The sequence below is a fragment of the Pseudomonas triclosanedens genome (genome assembly GCF_026686735.1).
Taxonomy (GTDB): Bacteria; Pseudomonadota; Gammaproteobacteria; order Pseudomonadales; family Pseudomonadaceae; genus Pseudomonas; species Pseudomonas triclosanedens.
In genome coordinates this window covers 1,311,744-1,328,338 of sequence record NZ_CP113432.1, presented here as the reverse complement: position 1 = coordinate 1,328,338, position 16,595 = coordinate 1,311,744, and the positions used below count along the sequence as shown (strand labels likewise).

General features: G+C 66.3%; 13 protein-coding genes. 5 read left to right on the top strand and 8 right to left on the bottom strand.

The window, feature by feature from the left end; genetic code table 11:
* Positions 1-13 precede the first annotated feature (13 nt).
* From OU419_RS06260 to OU419_RS06245, 4 genes are read right to left on the bottom strand one after another with little or no spacing between them, the layout of a single operon-like run.
* On the bottom strand, positions 14-796 hold the full coding sequence (locus OU419_RS06260) for a DUF899 domain-containing protein (RefSeq protein WP_254471760.1): 783 nt from the start codon (positions 794-796) through the stop codon (positions 14-16).
* A complete protein-coding gene (locus OU419_RS06255; protein ID WP_254471761.1) occupies positions 793-945 on the bottom strand; it encodes a hypothetical protein in 153 nt (50 codons plus the stop codon). The genes OU419_RS06260 and OU419_RS06255 overlap by 4 nt, the downstream gene beginning before the upstream one ends.
* A gap of 33 nt (positions 946-978) precedes the next feature.
* On the bottom strand, positions 979-1,509 hold the full coding sequence (locus tag OU419_RS06250; RefSeq protein WP_254471762.1) for an SRPBCC family protein: 531 nt from the start codon (positions 1,507-1,509) through the stop codon (positions 979-981).
* A gap of 27 nt (positions 1,510-1,536) precedes the next feature.
* Entirely contained in the window at positions 1,537-1,905 is a 369-nt protein-coding gene (locus tag OU419_RS06245) for a YciI family protein (RefSeq protein WP_254471763.1), read from the bottom strand.
* A 232-nt stretch (positions 1,906-2,137) separates the two neighbouring features.
* Here OU419_RS06245 and OU419_RS06240 point away from each other — a divergent pair, with 232 nt between their 5' ends.
* The 5 genes from OU419_RS06240 (at position 2,138) to OU419_RS06220 (ending at position 8,177) form a co-directional block, all read left to right on the top strand.
* Complete coding sequence (locus OU419_RS06240) at positions 2,138-2,680, top strand: fimbrial protein (RefSeq protein ID WP_254471764.1); 543 nt, start codon at positions 2,138-2,140, stop codon at positions 2,678-2,680.
* A gap of 90 nt (positions 2,681-2,770) precedes the next feature.
* A complete protein-coding gene (locus OU419_RS06235; protein ID WP_254471765.1) occupies positions 2,771-3,526 on the top strand; it encodes a fimbrial biogenesis chaperone in 756 nt (251 codons plus the stop codon).
* The gene (locus tag OU419_RS06230; RefSeq protein WP_254471766.1) at positions 3,510-6,104 is read left to right on the top strand and encodes a fimbria/pilus outer membrane usher protein; all 2,595 of its coding nucleotides are present in this window, start codon (positions 3,510-3,512) and stop codon (positions 6,102-6,104) included. The genes OU419_RS06235 and OU419_RS06230 overlap by 17 nt, the downstream gene beginning before the upstream one ends.
* On the top strand, positions 6,101-7,468 hold the full coding sequence (locus OU419_RS06225) for a fimbrial protein (protein WP_254471767.1): 1,368 nt from the start codon (positions 6,101-6,103) through the stop codon (positions 7,466-7,468). The genes OU419_RS06230 and OU419_RS06225 overlap by 4 nt, the downstream gene beginning before the upstream one ends.
* Positions 7,458-8,177 (top strand): fimbrial biogenesis chaperone, encoded by a 720-nt coding sequence (locus OU419_RS06220; RefSeq protein ID WP_254471768.1) that lies wholly within the window; start codon positions 7,458-7,460, stop codon positions 8,175-8,177. Before OU419_RS06225 ends, OU419_RS06220 begins: the two co-directional genes overlap by 11 nt.
* Positions 8,178-8,450: 273 nt before the next feature.
* Here the strand turns inward: OU419_RS06220 and OU419_RS06215 are convergent, their stop codons facing one another.
* The 4 genes from OU419_RS06215 to OU419_RS06200 form a co-directional block, all read right to left on the bottom strand.
* A complete protein-coding gene (locus OU419_RS06215) occupies positions 8,451-9,101 on the bottom strand; it encodes a response regulator (RefSeq protein WP_254471769.1) in 651 nt (216 codons plus the stop codon).
* A gap of 66 nt (positions 9,102-9,167) precedes the next feature.
* Positions 9,168-12,407 (bottom strand): hybrid sensor histidine kinase/response regulator, encoded by a 3,240-nt coding sequence (locus OU419_RS06210; RefSeq protein WP_254471770.1) that lies wholly within the window; start codon positions 12,405-12,407, stop codon positions 9,168-9,170.
* A gap of 146 nt (positions 12,408-12,553) precedes the next feature.
* On the bottom strand, positions 12,554-13,750 hold the full coding sequence (locus OU419_RS06205) for an EAL domain-containing response regulator (protein WP_254471771.1): 1,197 nt from the start codon (positions 13,748-13,750) through the stop codon (positions 12,554-12,556).
* Positions 13,729-16,575, bottom strand: coding sequence for an ATP-binding protein (locus OU419_RS06200; protein WP_254471772.1), 2,847 nt, complete (start codon positions 16,573-16,575; stop codon positions 13,729-13,731). The genes OU419_RS06205 and OU419_RS06200 overlap by 22 nt, the downstream gene beginning before the upstream one ends.
* Positions 16,576-16,595: the final 20 nt, after the last annotated feature.

The window sequence follows — 16,595 nt, the reverse complement described above, 5'->3', positions numbered from 1 at the left end:
TCCTCCTCTTGCGTTACGACGCACAGCAACCGTGCGGCCTGGCAGGCTCCTCGTACTCGTCGTGGAAGCGCGTCCAGTTCATGCCCTTGCCTTCGTAGTCCGGCATGCCGCCCCAGCCCTCGCCACGCCCCAAGGGCGTGAGGTCGAGCAGATGGTAGGTGAACAGCGGCGCCTCAAGCCCGCGCCCGAAGGTCGAGTAGCTGTGGAATACCGTATCGCCGTCGCGCAGGAACACACTCATGCCCGGCTGCTCGCCCTGCACGTGGTAGCCCTGCCCCAGGCGTTCCAGCTCCGCCTTGTCGCGGTAGTTGTACTCCACCGGTGCGACCTTCTCGTCGATGGTCACATGGAAGTCGTAGTTGAAATCGCTACCGAACGACGAATACCACGGCAGGCTCCAGCCCATGCGCTCACGGAACGGCGCGATCTCATCCAGCGGCGCGCGGGACACCATCGCCAGCGTAGTCCCGCGCGCATGCAGGTGTTCCAGGCGGCCCAGGTTGTCGATCAGGAACGAGCAGCCCTCGCAGCCCAGCGCCGTGTCGCGGTGGAACATGAAGTGATAGACGATCAGTTGCGGCCGCCCCTCGAACAGGTCCACCAGGCGCAGCGGGCCTCGCGGACCTTCGAAGCGGTAGTCCTTGTCGATGCGCACCACCGGCAGTGCGCGGCGTACCGCGCTCAGCGCATCGCGCGCCTGGGTGGCGGCCTTCTCCTGCTCCAGCAGACGCTTGCGCGCCTGCAGCCATTCATCACGGGAAACCACGCGGGGGAAAGCCTGGTTGGCAAGATTCATGCTGCACGCTCCTGGGGACACCCCGTAGGCAGGTTGGCACGCGCGCGGCGCAGGCCGCGCAACCGGGTGATGGCGAACGCGCTGGCGCCGCCGGCGGAAATAGCGCCGGTCACCGCCAGCGCCAGGGTGGAAATGCACAAGGGACACATGGCAGAGCTCCTCGAAAGTCGCCGGAAAAACACTCAGCCCTGTTCGCTGAGCCGCTTGAGGTTGGCCAGGCCCGCCTCGGAGTCCTTGCCGACCATGCCGTCCATGCTGAAGAACAGATGGATGATCTTCGTCACGAAAGGCGAAGGGCCGTACATCGCCCAGGTCACCTCCGTGCCACCGTCGCTGGGCAGCAGCGTGAACTCGGCGGTGTTGCTGGCCTTGAACGGCTTGAGGAAGTCCAGCGCGATGACCAGCCGCGTCGCCGGCGTGGTCTCGACGATCTCCATGCGCCCTTCCCCGGCCTTGCTGTTGCCGGCCCAGGCGTACACCGCGCCCTGGCCCTTGGCGGCGCCGGAGAAAGTGCGTTTCATACCCGGGTCGAGCTTCTCGAAGGGCGACCACTGCGGCCACAGGTGGAAGTCCTCGATGTACGCGTGGACCTTCTCCGGTGGCGCCTGGATGCGCACCGTGCGCTGCACCCGGAAACTGTCCGGGCGGCTGGCCGCCAGAACCAGCACCACAACCACCAGCACCGCCACGACCAATGCAATCCACTTCAACATGACATCCTCCTGATGTTGTCGCCTGGACTATTGCCCGGCGAAGTAACGGTCCCAGTCGCGGACCGCGCGAACCTCGATGCAACCCAGCCGTCCCGAGGGAATCCGCCCGGCGATCTGCAACGCCTCGTTGAGATCGCGCGCCTCCAGCAGCACGAAGCCGCCCAGGTGCTCCTTGGTCTCGGCGAACGGCCCGTCAGTGATCGCCAGTGAGCCATCGACATGACGCAGCGTAGTGGCTGTGGCCACCGGTTCCAGGGCCTGCGATGCCAGTAACCGGCCGTTCTCGCGCAAGCGCTGTTCATTGCAGCGGCACTCATCGATCACCTGGCGGAAAACCGGGGCCGGCAAGCTGGCGATGCGCGCGTCGTCGACGTAGATCAGGCAGAGGTATTTCATGCTCGGCTCCCGGCTTGGCGACCTCGTACCCCCATTAGTCGAAGTGCGATGGCCCGGATCGACAAACCGCCGGAAATTTTTTTTGCAGGCTGTAGCGCCCGCCACGCGCGAGCTCCACGACAAAGGCAGTGACGGCCCTGGTCCTTCTTTCAGATTCGTCTCAGATACGCGAGGTGCGCAAAAACCACACGATGTGCATGGGGAAAAACACCCTGACCTAGGAGCAATGACAATGAAACTTCGCGCAACCGCCCTGGCTGTCGCAGCAATCATCGCTGTGCCGGGAATTGCATCTGCCAGCAACACCATCACCTTCAACGGCGAAGTGACCGACCAGACCTGTTCGGCAGTCGTGAACGGCAACACCGACCCGACCGTTATCCTCGATAGCGTGCCGACTAGCGCCTTCACCGGTCTCGGATCGGTCGCCGGTGAAACCACCTTCACCATGCAACTGACCGGCTGCGTCGCACCGTCCGGCACCACCGAGCATTTCACCACCCTGTTCCAGGCGACCAACGCCACCAGCGCCGGCAACCTGACCAACACCGCCGCCAGCGGTGCCACGGGCGTGGCCCTGCAACTGCTCGAGGCCCCGGGTGGCGCCGCCGTCAACCTGGCGGGCGGTGCAGCGGTCGAGGCTGGCGACATCGTCCTCGCCGATGGTCAGAGCAGCACCACCTACGACTATGCCGTGCAGTACGTGGCCGAAGCCGCCACCGTCACCGCCGGCCCGGTGCTCGGCTCGGTGACCTACACCCTGCGTTACGAGTGATCCAGCGGCACCCTCGCGGTGCCGCAACCATCGTGCCGTACCGCTGCGAGACGCCACGCCCCGCAGCGGTCGACCCTCAAGGTGAACCGGATGAACACCCACCCACTGCACCCGCTTCGCGCGGTGACGCTTGCGCTCGCCCTGCTGTTGGCCTCCTCCGCCGCGATGCTGGCCCAGGCCAGCGTGGTGATCACCGGCACCCGGGTGATCTATCCCGGTGACGCACGGGAAAAAACCGTACAGATGACCAACCAGGACGCCTTCCCCAACGTGGTACAGGCGTGGATAGATGTCGGCGATCCAGCCTCTACGCCGGACACCGCCAAGGCTCCATTCCTGATCAACCCAGCCGTCTCGCGCATGGCCCCCGGCAGCGGCCAGACCCTGCGCATTCTCTTCACCGGTTCGGGCCTGCCGCAGGACCGCGAATCGCTGTTCTACCTCAACGTGCTGCAGATACCGCCCCGCAACGTAGCGAAGGCCGACCGCAACCAAATGCTGGTGATGCTGCGCAACCGCCTGAAGCTGTTCTACCGCCCGGCCGGCATCCCTGGCAGCCCGGAACAGTTGCCCGAAAAACTGAACTTCAGCCTGGTGCAGAGCGCTGGCGGCTGGCGCGTACGGGTAGAGAACCCCACCGGTTTCCATGCCTCGTTCGGCAGCGCAACGCTCAGCGTCGGCGAACGCCAATGGACACTGCGGACCAGCATCGTGCCTCCACACAGCACCGCGGAATGGACCGCGGAAAAACCCGCCGCGCTGCCGGTCGGCACACCCCGCCTGCACGCCCTGTTGATCAACGACTATGGAGCGCGAGTGGACGTTCGTCATGACCTGCCGCGCTGAACTCTTGCGCAACCCCATCGTCCCGATCGCCCTCGGCAGCCTGGCTCTGGCGGTGGCGGGGGTGGCGAACGGGGATGCGGATTATCGTTTCGACGACAGCCTGCTGATGGGCTCCGGGCTGGCCGGCGGCAACCTGGAGCGCTTCAACCGCGCCAACCAGATCGACCCCGGTACCTACCACGTCGACCTCTACCTCAACGGCAAGTACGCCAGCCGCGCGGAAGTGGAATTCCGCGCCCGCGGCGAGGGCGTGGAACCCTGCTTCAGCGAACGCTTCCTGCGCCAAAGCCTGGGGGTCCATCCTGACCCCAAGGCTGGCCGCGACGACCAGGGCGGCTGCCACGGCCTGAGCGAGCGCCTGCCCGGTTCCACCTTCAACCTCGACACCGCCCGCCTGCGCCTGGACCTTTCCGTCCCGCAGGCCCTTCTGGACATCAAGCCGCGCGGCTACGTCAACCCGGACGAATGGGACGCCGGCAGCAGCATGGCGTTCGTCAACTACGACGCCAACCTGTACCGTTCCACCTTCGACAGCGCGGGCAGCGGCAACTCCGACTACGGCTACCTCGGCCTCAACGGCGGCATCAACCTCGGCTTGTGGCGCCTGCGCCACCAGTCCAACTACACCTACTCCAGCTACGACGGCCAGACCCGCACCGACTGGAACAGCATCCGCACCTACGCCCAGCGCGCCGTGCCCAGCCTGCGCAGCGAGCTGACCCTGGGCGACAGCTACACCGAAGGCAACCTGTTCGGCAGCATGGGCTATCGCGGCGCACGCCTGGCCACCGACGACCGCATGCTGCCCGACTCGCAGCGCCAGTACGCACCGCAGGTGCGCGGCACGGCCAACGGCAACGCGCGAGTAGTGATCAGCCAGAACGGCCGCAAGATCCAGGAAACCAACGTCGCCCCCGGCCCGTTCGTCATCGACGACCTCTACGGCACCGCGTACGACGGCGACCTGGACGTACAAGTGATCGAAGCCGACGGCAGTGTCTCGCGCTTCACCGTGCCCTTCTCCGCCGTCCCCGAATCCATGCGTCCCGGCCTCTCGCGCTACAGCGCCACCCTCGGCCAGGCGCGGCAGTACGGCGACGGCAACGACCTGTTCAGCGACCTCACCTACCAGCGCGGCCTCACCAACGCCCTTACCGCCAACCTCGGCACCCGCGTTGCCGAGGACTACCTCGCCGTCCTCGGCGGCGGCGTGCTCGCCACTCCGTACGGCGCGTTCGGCCTCAACACCACCTATTCCAACGCCATCGTCGAGAACGGTCAGCGCAAGCAGGGCTGGCGCGTCGGCCTGAACTACAGCCGGACCTTCCAGCCCACCAGCACCACCCTCACCCTGGCCGGATACCGCTACTCCACCGAAGGCTACCGCGACCTCAGCGACGCGCTCGCCTCGCGGGATGCGGCAGACCACCACGACACCTGGGACTCCAGCAGCTACAAGCAGCGCAACCAGTTCACCCTGCTGGTCAACCAGGGCCTGGGCGGCTACGGCAACCTCTACCTGTCCGGTTCCACCAGCGACTACTACGACGGCAAGAGCCGCGACTCGCAACTGCAGTTCGGCTACTCCAACGTCTGGCGGCAGCTCAGCTACAACCTCGCCTACTCGCGCCAGCAGACCGTCTGGTACCGCGACATCGTCAACGATTACGACCCATCGATGCCGCCGGACTACAACATGCAGCACGGCAGCACCCGCAATAACACCCTCACCCTGAGCCTCTCCATGCCGCTGGGCTCCTCCAGCAGCGCGCCCAACCTCAGCACCAGCGCCACGCGGCGCTCCGGCGACAGCCGTGGCAGCAACTACCAGACCGGCCTCAACGGCACCCTGGGCGCCGACCGCAGCCTGAGCTACGCCATCTCCGCCGGGCACGACAGCGACGGCCAGGGCAGCGACTGGAACGGCAACCTGCAGAAGCAGACCTCCATTGCCACCTTCAACGCCGGCTACGCCGAAAGCTCCAGTTACCGCCAGGTCAACGGCGGCCTGCGCGGAGCCGCCGTGCTGCACAGCGGCGGGCTGACCCTCGGCCCCTACGTCGGCGACACCTTCGCCCTCATCGAGGCCAAGGGCGCCAGCGGCGCGGGCGTGCGCGGCGGCCAGGGAGCGAAAGTGGATAGCCGCGGCTACGCCGTGGTGCCGTCGCTCTCACCCTACCGCTACAACCCCATCAGCCTCGACCCACAAGGCATCGACGACGACGCCGAACTGGTCGAGACCGAACGCAAGATCGCGCCCTATGCCGGCGCCACCGTCCGCGTCGAGTTCAAGACCCTGACCGGCCACCCGCTGCTGATCCAGGCGCAGATGCCGGATGGTTCACCCTTGCCGCTGGGCGCCGACGTGCTCGATAGCCACGGCGCGAACATCGGCATGGTCGGCCAGGGCGGGCAGGTCTATGCCCGCGCCGACGGCGACAAGGGCCAATTGCGCGTGCAATGGGGTGAGCGCGCCGAAGATGCCTGCCTGCTGCCCTACGACCTGAAAGGTACGGACCTCAAGCAAGTGCTGATCCGCCTGCAAGGTACCTGCGCCCCCACCAAGGAGGCATCATGACTTCCGCATTCCGGCTGCTTCCCCTGGTCGCCGCGCTACTGGCGCCCGGCGCCTGGGCCACTTGCTACAAAGTCACTTCGGTGGGCAGCGCCAACACCACCTCCACCACACAGATACGCCCGGGCGAAGGCACGGCGGGGAGCTGGGGCGGCGCCTGCGATACCTGCAACGGCAAGCTGGGGCTGCCCAGCGTGATCAACGTCAGCGACCCCAGCTTCCAGCCCTACCCGACTCTCCTCGCCGCCTCGGTAGCGCCAATCACCCAGTACGGCGCCACCGCCGGCTACGACCCGGAACGGGTATTCTTCCGCTGCGCCGCCGAAGACGCGGTGTACGAGATGTTCTCCACCAACGGCGACGACCTCTATAGCGGCTGGTACCAGGGTGGCGACAGCGTCGGCATCTCCATCGGCCTCACCGCGGCCTACCGCACCGCCTGGCCCAACGTCCTGCTGCGCCTCACCCACGTGGAAACCGGCCAGTACTTCACCGACGTCTGGCGCGAGCGGCAGCTCACCGGGCTGGACATCGACTCGCGCGGCTTCCAGTTGGTCAAGGCGAAGAACCTGAGCGCCGTGCGCGCCGAACTTTTCAGTGCGCCGCTGGAGTCCACCCAGGGCTATTCACCGAATACCAAATCGCAGATATATGGCCGTACCCAGCCAGCCGGCTATATCGCCATCAAGGGGCCGGGGCTGAGCTACCCCAGGGTCGGCGAAACCCACTACGGCAACTGGTCCGGCTGGTACAGCAACTGGCCGGGCGCGATCGGCCTGTACAACGACGTCACGCTCAAGCGCTACCCCACCTGCGCCGTCACCAACGTCACCCCGCACGTGGTGTTCCCGTCGATCTCCATCGGCGAAGTCAACGCCGGCGGCTCGCGCGAAATGCCGTTCCAGGTGGACTTCAAGTGCCAGAGCGGCGTACTCAGCAGCACCACCCCCAGCACCAGCCAGACCGGCACCAGCGGCACCGCGCTAGGCATCAAGGTCTCCGCCGGGGCCTTGGCGGCCTACTCGGGCCTGGGGCTGGTCAACGCCAGCGGTGGCCTGTCCTACCTGGTTTCCGACCGCTACGGGCAGCCCGGCATGGCGCAGGGCGTGGGCATCCGCCTGCTGCGCAACGGCAGCGTGATGAACCTGCTGGCCAACGAAGACTCCGCCAACGGCAGCAACGCCGAGGCACGCGGCTGGTACCCGGTGATCGGCGCGGCCTCCAACCAGACCGGCAACAACGGCGGCATCTCCCAATACAGCGAAACCTTCCGCGCGCGCCTGGAAAAGCTCACCGTAGGCACCATGCCCACCGTCACTCCCGGCAAGGTGGAAGCCACCGCGCAAGTGGTGATCCGTGTCCAGTGAGCGCCAGCGCGGCCTGCTGCTGGGCCTGTGCCTGCTGGCCGCACTGGACGCCCAGGCCGGCGTGACCGCAGAGCGTACCCGGGTGATCTTCAACGAAGGCCAGCGCGAGGCCTCGCTGCTGCTGGTCAACCAGAACGCCTACCCGGTGATCGTGCAGACCTGGATCGACGACGGCAATCTCGACACCGCGCCGGAAACCGCCCAGGCACCGATCATGCCGCTGCCGCCGGTATTCCGCCTGAACCCCGAACAGCAACGCAGCCTGCGCCTGCTCTACACCGGGCAGGCGCTGCCGAAGGACCGCGAATCGCTGTATTGGCTCAACCTCTACGAAATCCCGCCCAAGTCCCGCGAACCGCTTGCCGAAGGCCAGTCGCGGCTGACCGTGACCCTGCGTACCCAGATGAAGGTCATCTACCGCCCCGCCGCGCTGCAGGCAGACGCCGAGGGTGCGCCCGCCCGCCTGCGCTTCAGCAGTGTGGCCGGCGAGTTGCGGGTGGAAAACCCCACCCCGTATTTCATCACCCTCGCCAGCGTCGACGTGCCCCAAGGCCAGCGGCACACCATCGTGCAGGGCGAGCTGCTGGAGCCCTTCGCCCGGCGCACACTCACCTTTGCGCAGCCGGTGCCCGAGGGCAAAACCCTGATTCACTACCAGTGGATCGACGATGGCGGCAACGCCCAGGCGGGCGAGAGCACGCTACGCTGACGTCGCATTACCCTCGATTGCTGTCAGACACTGCCGATACAGACAGCACGCGCACCCTGTCCCTTGCCCGTCCCTGAGGCTGCTCCTATGCTGCGCCCGTCACGGCCAAATCCGTGGCCGGGTTTGACAGCCCGAAGGAGTGGCGCGATTGCGCTAGCAGGTGCATGCGAAATCGGCTTTCTCACCCGCCTGCAGCAGCACCTCAAGCGTATGCCGCACGGCTGATCCGCTCCGCGCAACGGCGGGTAACGCAGCGGCGTTATCCGCCCGGCCTCACTGGAACAGATTGGCCTTTACGCAGAAGGTCAGCAGCGCCTGGTCGGTATCGACATCGAGCTTGCGCATGGCGGAAACCTTCTGCGCGCTGACGGTCTTCACACTGCGATTGAGCAACAGGGCGATGTCCCGCACGCTCATGCCGGAAACGAAATGGCGCAGCACCTCGTACTCCTTCGCCGAGAGGCTGGCGATGCGTCCGTCCACGTCATCCTTGCTGGCCAGCACGCTGTTCGCCGACTGCATGCCTGGCCCACGGTACACGCGGCCCTGGGCCAGCGCCTTGAGCGCCACCAGGATTTCATTGAGGTCGCCGTTCTTCAGGATCACCCCCGACACTCCCAGGTCGTACAGGCTGGAGAGAATCAGCGGTGTGGAAAGCATGGTGAGAATGAGGATGCGCGTGTCGGGGAAGTTGCGCAGCAGGTACTCGATCAGCTTGAGGCCGTCGCCATAGGTCTGGTCGCCGGGCATGTTGAAGTCGGTGATGGCGATGGCCGGCCGCAGCTCGCGGTACAGAGCCACCAACTCACTGGAACTGTGGGCTTCGCCAACCACCTCGAAGTTCTCGTCCCGCTCGATCATTTCCCGCACACCCATCAGCACGATGGGGTGGTCGTCCGCCACTACCACTCTGACTTTTTCCATGAGTCCTTCTTGAGTCCCAACCTTTGAATTAGCTAGCCCAATACTTTCTAGCGTAGCCCCTGGCCGTCAGAGCCGCGCCAGTGCCGACTCGATACGCGCCATCAGCGCCGACACCGCGGCCGTCAGTTCCGCCCCGGCCGGCTGGGCGACGAGTGCATCCTCCACCGCACCGCAGGCATCGCTGAGGCGATACGCACGCACCACCGCCAGTGCGCCGCGCAGGCGATGCACCTGCTGGCGCACGGTGGACAAGTCGTTATCCTGCAACGCCTGCCACACGCCCTGCATGTCCTGGCGCATGGTGCGGATGAACAACTCGCGCATCTTCTCCGATACCTGGATACCGTCCTCCGCCGCAGGCTCGTCGCGTTCGACCGGCGGTTCCGCCAGTTCGCCCAGCAGATGACCGCACACCTTGCGCAGACCATCATGCAACGTTCGCAAGCTCATGGGCTTGACCAGCCACAGGTTCATCCCCACCGCCATGCAGCGCTCGCCTTCTTCGCGCAGGGCATTGGCGGTAACGCCGATGATCGGCAGCCCACCGTCCTGCCGGCGCAGTTCGAGCACCAGTTCGTAGCCGTTCATGACCGGCATGTTGACGTCGGTGAGCAGCGCGTCGAAGGCACCCGGCTGCCAGCGCTGCAACGCCTCGCGGCCATTGCTGGTCAGGGTGACGCGGCAGCCCAGTTCTTCCAGTTGTTCCTTGAGCAGAGCCTGGTTGATGGGGTTGTCCTCGGCCACCAGAATGCGCAGGCCGAGCTTGCCAAGCCGCTTGGGCCGCGGCACAGGGTCGGCTTCGCCGACGCCGCCCTGTTGCGCCAGGCGCAGCGCGCGGGCGATGCCTGCGAGGTGGTACAGGCTGGCGGTCCAGCCCACGGATGTCGCCTGCGGTTGCAGTCCGGGTTCGGCCAGGGCGAGCACACGTACCGCCGGCCATAGCGGTTCGACTTCGTTGCGCCCGAGCAGGTCGAGCAGTACCGCGTTGGGCGGCGCCTCCAGCGGCAGCGTATCAACCACCAGCGCCGGCGCGCCCCAGCATTCGATCCAGGCGGCCAGGCTCTGCGCCAGCTCCTTGACCGGCGCGCGCACGTAGATGAGGTCCGCGCGCAGGCGCGTGTTCTCGCTCATCGGCTGGCGCGGCTCCAGCACCGGCAACGGCAGATTGAAGGTGAAACTGCTGCCCAGCCCGGTTTCGCTGACAACGCGCAGGTGGCCGCCCATCAGCTCGCTCAGCCGCGAGCAGATCGACAGTCCCAACCCGGTTCCGCTCACGGTGTGCTCCCGGCCATGCACCTGATAGAACGGCTCGAACAGGCGACGCTGCTGCTCATTGGAGATGCCGATGCCAGTGTCGGTAACCTGCCATTGCAGAGCGACCTCGTCACCCTCGCCGGCAACCACCCGCAGGCGCAGCACCACGCGGCCGATGTCAGTGAACTTGAGGGCGTTGCTGAGCAGGTTGGCAAGTACCTGGCGGATGCGCACCGCATCGCCGCGCACCAGACCCGGCACATTGGCCTCAATGCAGGCATACAGTTGCAACTCCTTGCCTTCGGCCACGCCCGCATAGCTGGCCACCACGTCCTCGGCCAGTTCCAGCGGATTGAACTCCACCTCCTCCAGAGCCATCTGCCCGGCTTCGATCTTGGATACATCGAGAATGTCGCTGATCAGTTGCAGCAAGGTGCTGGACGAGCGCTGGATGGTATCGAGGTAGTCACGCTGATGCTGGCTGAGATCGGTCAGGCCGAGCAGTTCCAGGGTACCCAGCACGCCGTACAGCGGCGTGCGGATTTCATGGCTCATGGTGGCGAGGAATACCGACTTGGCTTCGCTGGCGGCATCCGCCGAGTGCTTGGCGGCGGCCAGCACCTGCTGGGCCTGCTGGTGCGAGCTGATGTCGTTGAAAGTGCACAATACTACGTTCTCGCCCTTGTAGCGGGTCAGCGCGAAGATGGCGTGGAGGTAGCGCTCCTCGACCTGCAGGACGAACTCGTTGCCGACTTCCTCGGCATTGCCGGAAAGGTCCCAGTCGCGGCTGAGCCGGGTGATGGCCTCGGCGTCGCCCAGCCACAGCTCGGCCAGGCGATTCTGCATCACCACCTGGTGGTTGTCGCGGCGCAACACGCACAGGGCGACCGGGGCGGTCTGGATCACTGCGCGGCTGAAGGCGTCGCTCTCGACGATGTCCAGGTGTGCCTGGCGCGCCGGGCCTACCACCCGCCGCGCGTACCAGCGCATGGCTACCCAGCCTCCGGCCAGGCCACCGAACAGCAGCGCCAGCCCACCCAGGACCTGCCACTTGGCGTAGCGGAAGAAGCTGCTGTAGCTGAGCCGGTAGAACGCCGTCCAGCCGCCGTCGAATTCGCTGCGGATCTTGAACACCAGGCCGCTGGCGTCGATGTTCAGGCCATCCTCGAAGTCGGTGGCCTCGCCCAGGGTATTGACCAGCACGGTCCCATTGGGCGACACCAGTTCCAGTTCATCGAACACGGGCCGGTCCAGGACCTGCTCGAAGTCGTTGATTCGATCCAGATCCAGCAACGACACCGCCACCACACGGCGGTCGAGGTCGGACTCCCACCAGAGCGCATCGGGCAGGTCGAGGCTGACGTAGGCGAGCAGTTCCAGCCCGCCAGAAGCGGTATGCCGCTGCGCCTGCGCCCAGTGCACCTGCGCATCGCTGCGCTGGGGCTGGCGCGCCTCCAGGACCTTGCGCACCGCGTCGATGATCGGCAGGTAGTTGCGCCGCGTGAGCGGGCGCAGATCCCGGAAGTTGCCGATGGAGGGGACGGCGATGCTGGTCGGCCCATGCAGATCGAGCACCAGCAGTTGCGGCGAGGGGAAGGACGACCCACTCCAGTAGCTGCTGTAGAAGTTCGCCAGCATCACCCCAAGGGAGAAGGTTCCCGGCCTGTCCCGGGGGTCGATAGGGCGCACCTGCAGGGCCAGGGTGAAGGGCATGGCGAAAGAGAATTCGCGGCCCTCATGGATTTCCATGCCGTCTTCGCGCACCAGCAGGCGGCGCTGCAGGGGGATTATGTTGAGGTCCTGGCGCTGCGTTGATTCGTCGCTCTGCTGGGCGATCCGGTAGAGGAACGCCTCGTGCTCGTGGATATCGCCCACCAGGCGGCTGAAGTGGAAGTGAACCTTGTCGCGCTCCTCCTGCACCAGCCGTCCCAGCGCCCAGTAGCAGGCCCCCACCAGCATCAGGGCGAGCGAAACGGCACACAGCAGCACGACGTTGAGACGCAGCGAGCTGCTGGCCAACTTGCGGATCGAGCCGTTGTCGTGTTCCTTCATGCAGAAATGCGTCCGGTCTTGCGGAAAATGGCGGCGATTGCTCGCCAAGTACCAGCAGACTGTAGATGTGGGTGGGAGATTCAGCGACCTGCGATGTCACCCGCAGGCCCGGTTGGTTCAGGCATTCGACTTCTTCATGCTATGTGTCAATGCGCAACGGCTGGCCTCTCCTGACACAGCAGGCGGGTGAAGACCGGCGGCGGCACAGGTTCCGAAATCAGGTGGCCCTGCGCGCAGTCGCAACGCAGGCGCCGCAGCAGGGCCAGCTCGTCCGGGTGCTCCACGCCTTCGGCGATCACTTCCAGGCCCAGTTGCCGGCCAAGCTTGACGATACTCTCCAGCGCGGCCGCGAGCCCTTCGTCATCCACACAGCCGTGGACCAGCATGCGGTCGATCTTCAGTTCGGTGAAGGGCGTGGAAACCAGGTTGTACAGCGAGCTGTAGCCCTGACCGAAATCGTCCTGGGCAAGCCCGAAACCCTTCATGCGCAGGCGGCAGGTGCCGGCGTAGTAGTTGGCCGGGGAGACAGTGCGGCTGCATTCGAGCAACTCGAAGACGATATGCGCGGGTACCGCACCGGCTTCGGCGACGAATGCCGCCAGCCGATCCGGCAGCCCGCGATCGTCCAGCAGGTGGGTGGGCAGGTTCACCGCGACCGTCAGGCGAAAGCCCTGCCGCGCCCACTCGGCCTGGGCATCGATCGCCTGCGCCAGCATGCACCATAGCAATGTTTCGTCCAGCCCGGCACTGGTGAGCTCGGCCATGAAGTCCGGCGGGCGCAGTACGCCCAGTTGCGGGTGCTCCCAGCGCACCAGCGCTTCGGCAGCGACAATGCGGCCATCGATAAGCGACGACTTCGGCTGGAACCAGGCACGCAGCTCGCCCCGGCGCAGGGCGCGCTCCAGCTCCTCGCCGGTTGGTGCCGGCAGCGGCTGCCGGGCACGGCGCTCGGAACGCTCCAGGCGCGTGGCGAGCTTGTCGAGCAGGCGGCGGATGGTCGGCGCCCGGGCGGGCTTGGCGATCTGTTCCAGCACGGCGATGCCGTGGGCTCGCGCGACCATGCAGGCGCTGCCCATCAACTGGCGCGGGGCGGAACTCATGATCGCCAGCAGCGGCGGGCTTTCCAGCGCGGCGAGCCGCTGGATCAACTGCACGCCGTCCAGGCCGGGCATCATCAGGTCGCTGACCACCAGATCGAAGCGTTCTTGCTCCAGGCAACGCAGGGCGTCGCTACCATCTTCGGCGGCGCGCAGCTCCTGCGCTCCCAGCTCGCGGAACAGGTTGAGCAGGTATTCGCGCTGGAACGGCTGGTCTTCGACGATCAGGATTCGCTGGGGCCGCATGCGTGTGCCTCCGTGGGCAGGGTGGTGAGGCACTGACGCAGGGTTCGCAGGTCCACGGGCTTGAGCAGGCAACGGTCCATGCCCGCCGCCAGGCAGCGCTCGTTTTCCTCGTGCATGGCGTTGGCGGTGGCGCCGACGATGGGCACCCGGCACCCCCGTTGGCGCAGTGCGCGGGTCAGCTCGTAGCCGTTCATGTTGGGCATGTTGACGTCGGTGAGCACCGCGTCGAACGCGCCGTCCTGCCAGCGGCCCAGGGCCTGCTTGCCATCGGCGGCGAGTTCCACGCTGCAGCCGAGGGTTTCCAGTTGGTCGCGCAGGATCAGTTGGTTGATCGGGTTGTCCTCCACCAGCAGCACTCGCAGGCCGAGCGCACCATCGCTCGGGGAATCGGCCTGGCGGGCGGAGTCGGCGGAGTTGCAGCCCTGCGCCAGAGCGATGGCGCGGTAGATGCCGGAGAGGTTGTAGCGGCCGACGTGCCAGTCGCAGTCTTGCTGGCGCGGCTGCTCGCCGCCGACATCGGAGACCACAACGCGGCAGCCTTGCCAGGCCGGCAGCGGCGTACGCTCGTTCGGGTTGAAACGCACATCCAACAGCACCGAGCCGGTGTCTTGCTCGAACGGCTGGTCCACCTGCACCACCTGGGCCCGAGCGCCCCAACGGTTGATCCAGCCGCACAGGCTCTCGGCCAGCTCGCGGCTGGGCGCATGCACCCAAACCAGCGAGGCACACAGGCGCGGTTCGTTGCCGGGCGGCGCGTCTACCCGCTGCAGCGGCAGGCTGAGGGAAAAGCTGCTGCCCAGGCCGACATCGCTGACGACCCGCAACTGGCCGTGCATGAGGTCGGCCAGGCGCTTGCAGATGGACAGCCCGAGGCCGGTGCCACCGGCTACGCGGGCGTGGCCGGTGACCTGGAAGAACGGGTCGAAGAGGTGGTCCTGCATGTCGGCGGGGATGCCGATGCCGGTATCGGTGACCTGCCAGTGCACCAGCAACTGGCGTCCCTCCAGCACGTCGGCGCGCACACGTATGACGATGCGGCCGCTGTCGGTGAACTTCACTGCGTTGCTCAACAGGTTGTTGAGTATCTGCTGGATGCGGGAAGAGTCGCCCAGCACCCGCTCGGGCATCTGCGGATCACAGATCGCGTAGACCTGCAGCCCCTTGGCCCGGGCCGCCGCGGCGTAGGAATCCACCGCGTCGAGGGTCAGTTCCACGGGTGAGAACTCCACCAGCTCCAGGCCCAGTTGGCCGACCTCGATCTTGGAGACGTCGAGTACATCGCTGATCAGTTGCAGCAACGTGGCGGACGAGCGCTGGATCGCCCGCAGGTAGCCGGACTGCTGATGGTCCAGCGCTGTGCGGCCAAGCAGCTCCAGGGTGCCCAGCACGCCATACAGCGGCGTGCGGATTTCATGGCTCATGGTGGCAAGGAACAGTGTCTTGGCTTCGTTGGCGGCGTCGGACAGGCGCTTGGCTTCGGCCAGCGCCTGCTCGGTCTGCTTGCGCGCACTGATGTCGCTGAAGGCGCAGCAGAGCACTTCCGCGCCCTTGTAGCGGGTCGGCGTGAAGCACAGGTAGAGGTGCTTGCCGGTGACGGTGTCGATCTCGTCGGAGCCGCCATCGCTACCGCACTCGAAGGCGCGCTCGAGCCAGCCGCAGACCCACTGCCGGCGCGCCTCGCCACCTCCCAGCCATTGCTGGGCGAGGCGGTTTTCCAGGACCACGGCGGCGTCGTTGCGGCGCACCACGCAGAGAGCGACCGGCGCGGTCTGGATCATCGTGCGGGAGAAGCGCTCGCTCTCCACCAGGGCCTCCAGGCGCCGCTGCGCGGGGATGATCAGGCGGCGGTCGATACGCCGGCTCAGGCCCCACACGCTGAACGCGCCGGTCATCAGCAGCACCAGCGAGGCCGCCAGCTTGGGCCAGAGCGGAAGCAGCAGGGAGGCCAGGTCGAAGTAGTAGATCAGCGACCAGTCGGAGCTGCCCAGGTGCTTGAGCAGCGCCAGGTGCTGGGGAATCAGGCCCGGGCCGCTGAAGGAGAAGGTATCGTGCTCCCACAACCCGCTGAACTGCTGGCCCAGCAAGGGCGTGACGGAGGTACCGAGCAGGGCCCGGTGCAGGCGATCCATCAACAGGAAGCTGCCGGCCTCGGGCACATTGAAGGCGGAGCCAATATCGGCGCCGAACATCTCCAGGCCCAGCCAGCCGGCGTCTTCCTCGCTGGCCACGCGGGTGAACAGGTACTGGCGCGACTGCGGGTCCGACGGCTCGGCGAGCCAACGCACCTGTTGTTCCTCCTTCTGCGTTCCGGGAGCGGCCAGGGCTTCGAGCACCTGCGTCGGCACCACCGCGTTGAGTGCCGGCGAACCGTACAGCCGCGTGACCTGCGGCTCGGCCCCCGGCGAGATGTAGATCAGGTTGAGGCGCTTCTGCTCCATCTCGCTCATGTCGCGGCCGGACAGCGACAGGCTCCACTGCCGCGCCGGATCGCCGAGCGTCACGTAGATGTGCTCATGGGGCGCCACCGGTGCGCTGAGCTGGCGCCACTGCACCAGCGGCCCGCGCTGTTCGAAGGTGACGCCACGGCTGATGTGCTCCAGCAACGACTCGCGCTGGTAGAGGTAATCCTGGGCGTCGAACATGGCGGCATTCATCTGCCGGCGCAGTTGCGACACTTCATTGTTGAACGCCGCGCCAAGGAACAGGCTGAGCGCGCAGACCAGGCAGACCATCGATACCCAGGCCAATATCCACAACAACTTGCGTGCAGCCTTGGGAGTGGAAAAGTATGAGTCCTGGGGACGGAGGAACTGCTTGAGTTTCATGATTGCCAGCCTCGCGAAAA

What these genes read in the sequence shown, in the direction of transcription:
- OU419_RS06260 (WP_254471760.1), bottom strand. Translation starts at nt 796, where the DNA reads ATGAATCTTGCCAACCAGGCTTTCCCCCGCGTGGTTTCCCGTGATGAA.
- OU419_RS06255 (WP_254471761.1), bottom strand. Translation starts at nt 945, where the DNA reads ATGTGTCCCTTGTGCATTTCCACCCTGGCGCTGGCGGTGACCGGCGCT.
- OU419_RS06250 (WP_254471762.1), bottom strand. Translation starts at nt 1,509, where the DNA reads ATGTTGAAGTGGATTGCATTGGTCGTGGCGGTGCTGGTGGTTGTGGTG.
- OU419_RS06245 (WP_254471763.1), bottom strand. Translation starts at nt 1,905, where the DNA reads ATGAAATACCTCTGCCTGATCTACGTCGACGACGCGCGCATCGCCAGC.
- OU419_RS06240 (WP_254471764.1), top strand. Translation starts at nt 2,138, where the DNA reads ATGAAACTTCGCGCAACCGCCCTGGCTGTCGCAGCAATCATCGCTGTG.
- OU419_RS06235 (WP_254471765.1), top strand. Translation starts at nt 2,771, where the DNA reads ATGAACACCCACCCACTGCACCCGCTTCGCGCGGTGACGCTTGCGCTC.
- OU419_RS06230 (WP_254471766.1), top strand. Translation starts at nt 3,510, where the DNA reads ATGACCTGCCGCGCTGAACTCTTGCGCAACCCCATCGTCCCGATCGCC.
- OU419_RS06225 (WP_254471767.1), top strand. Translation starts at nt 6,101, where the DNA reads ATGACTTCCGCATTCCGGCTGCTTCCCCTGGTCGCCGCGCTACTGGCG.
- OU419_RS06215 (WP_254471769.1), bottom strand. Translation starts at nt 9,101, where the DNA reads ATGGAAAAAGTCAGAGTGGTAGTGGCGGACGACCACCCCATCGTGCTG.
- OU419_RS06210 (WP_254471770.1), bottom strand. Translation starts at nt 12,407, where the DNA reads ATGAAGGAACACGACAACGGCTCGATCCGCAAGTTGGCCAGCAGCTCG.
- OU419_RS06205 (WP_254471771.1), bottom strand. Translation starts at nt 13,750, where the DNA reads ATGCGGCCCCAGCGAATCCTGATCGTCGAAGACCAGCCGTTCCAGCGC.
- OU419_RS06200 (WP_254471772.1), bottom strand. Translation starts at nt 16,575, where the DNA reads ATGAAACTCAAGCAGTTCCTCCGTCCCCAGGACTCATACTTTTCCACT.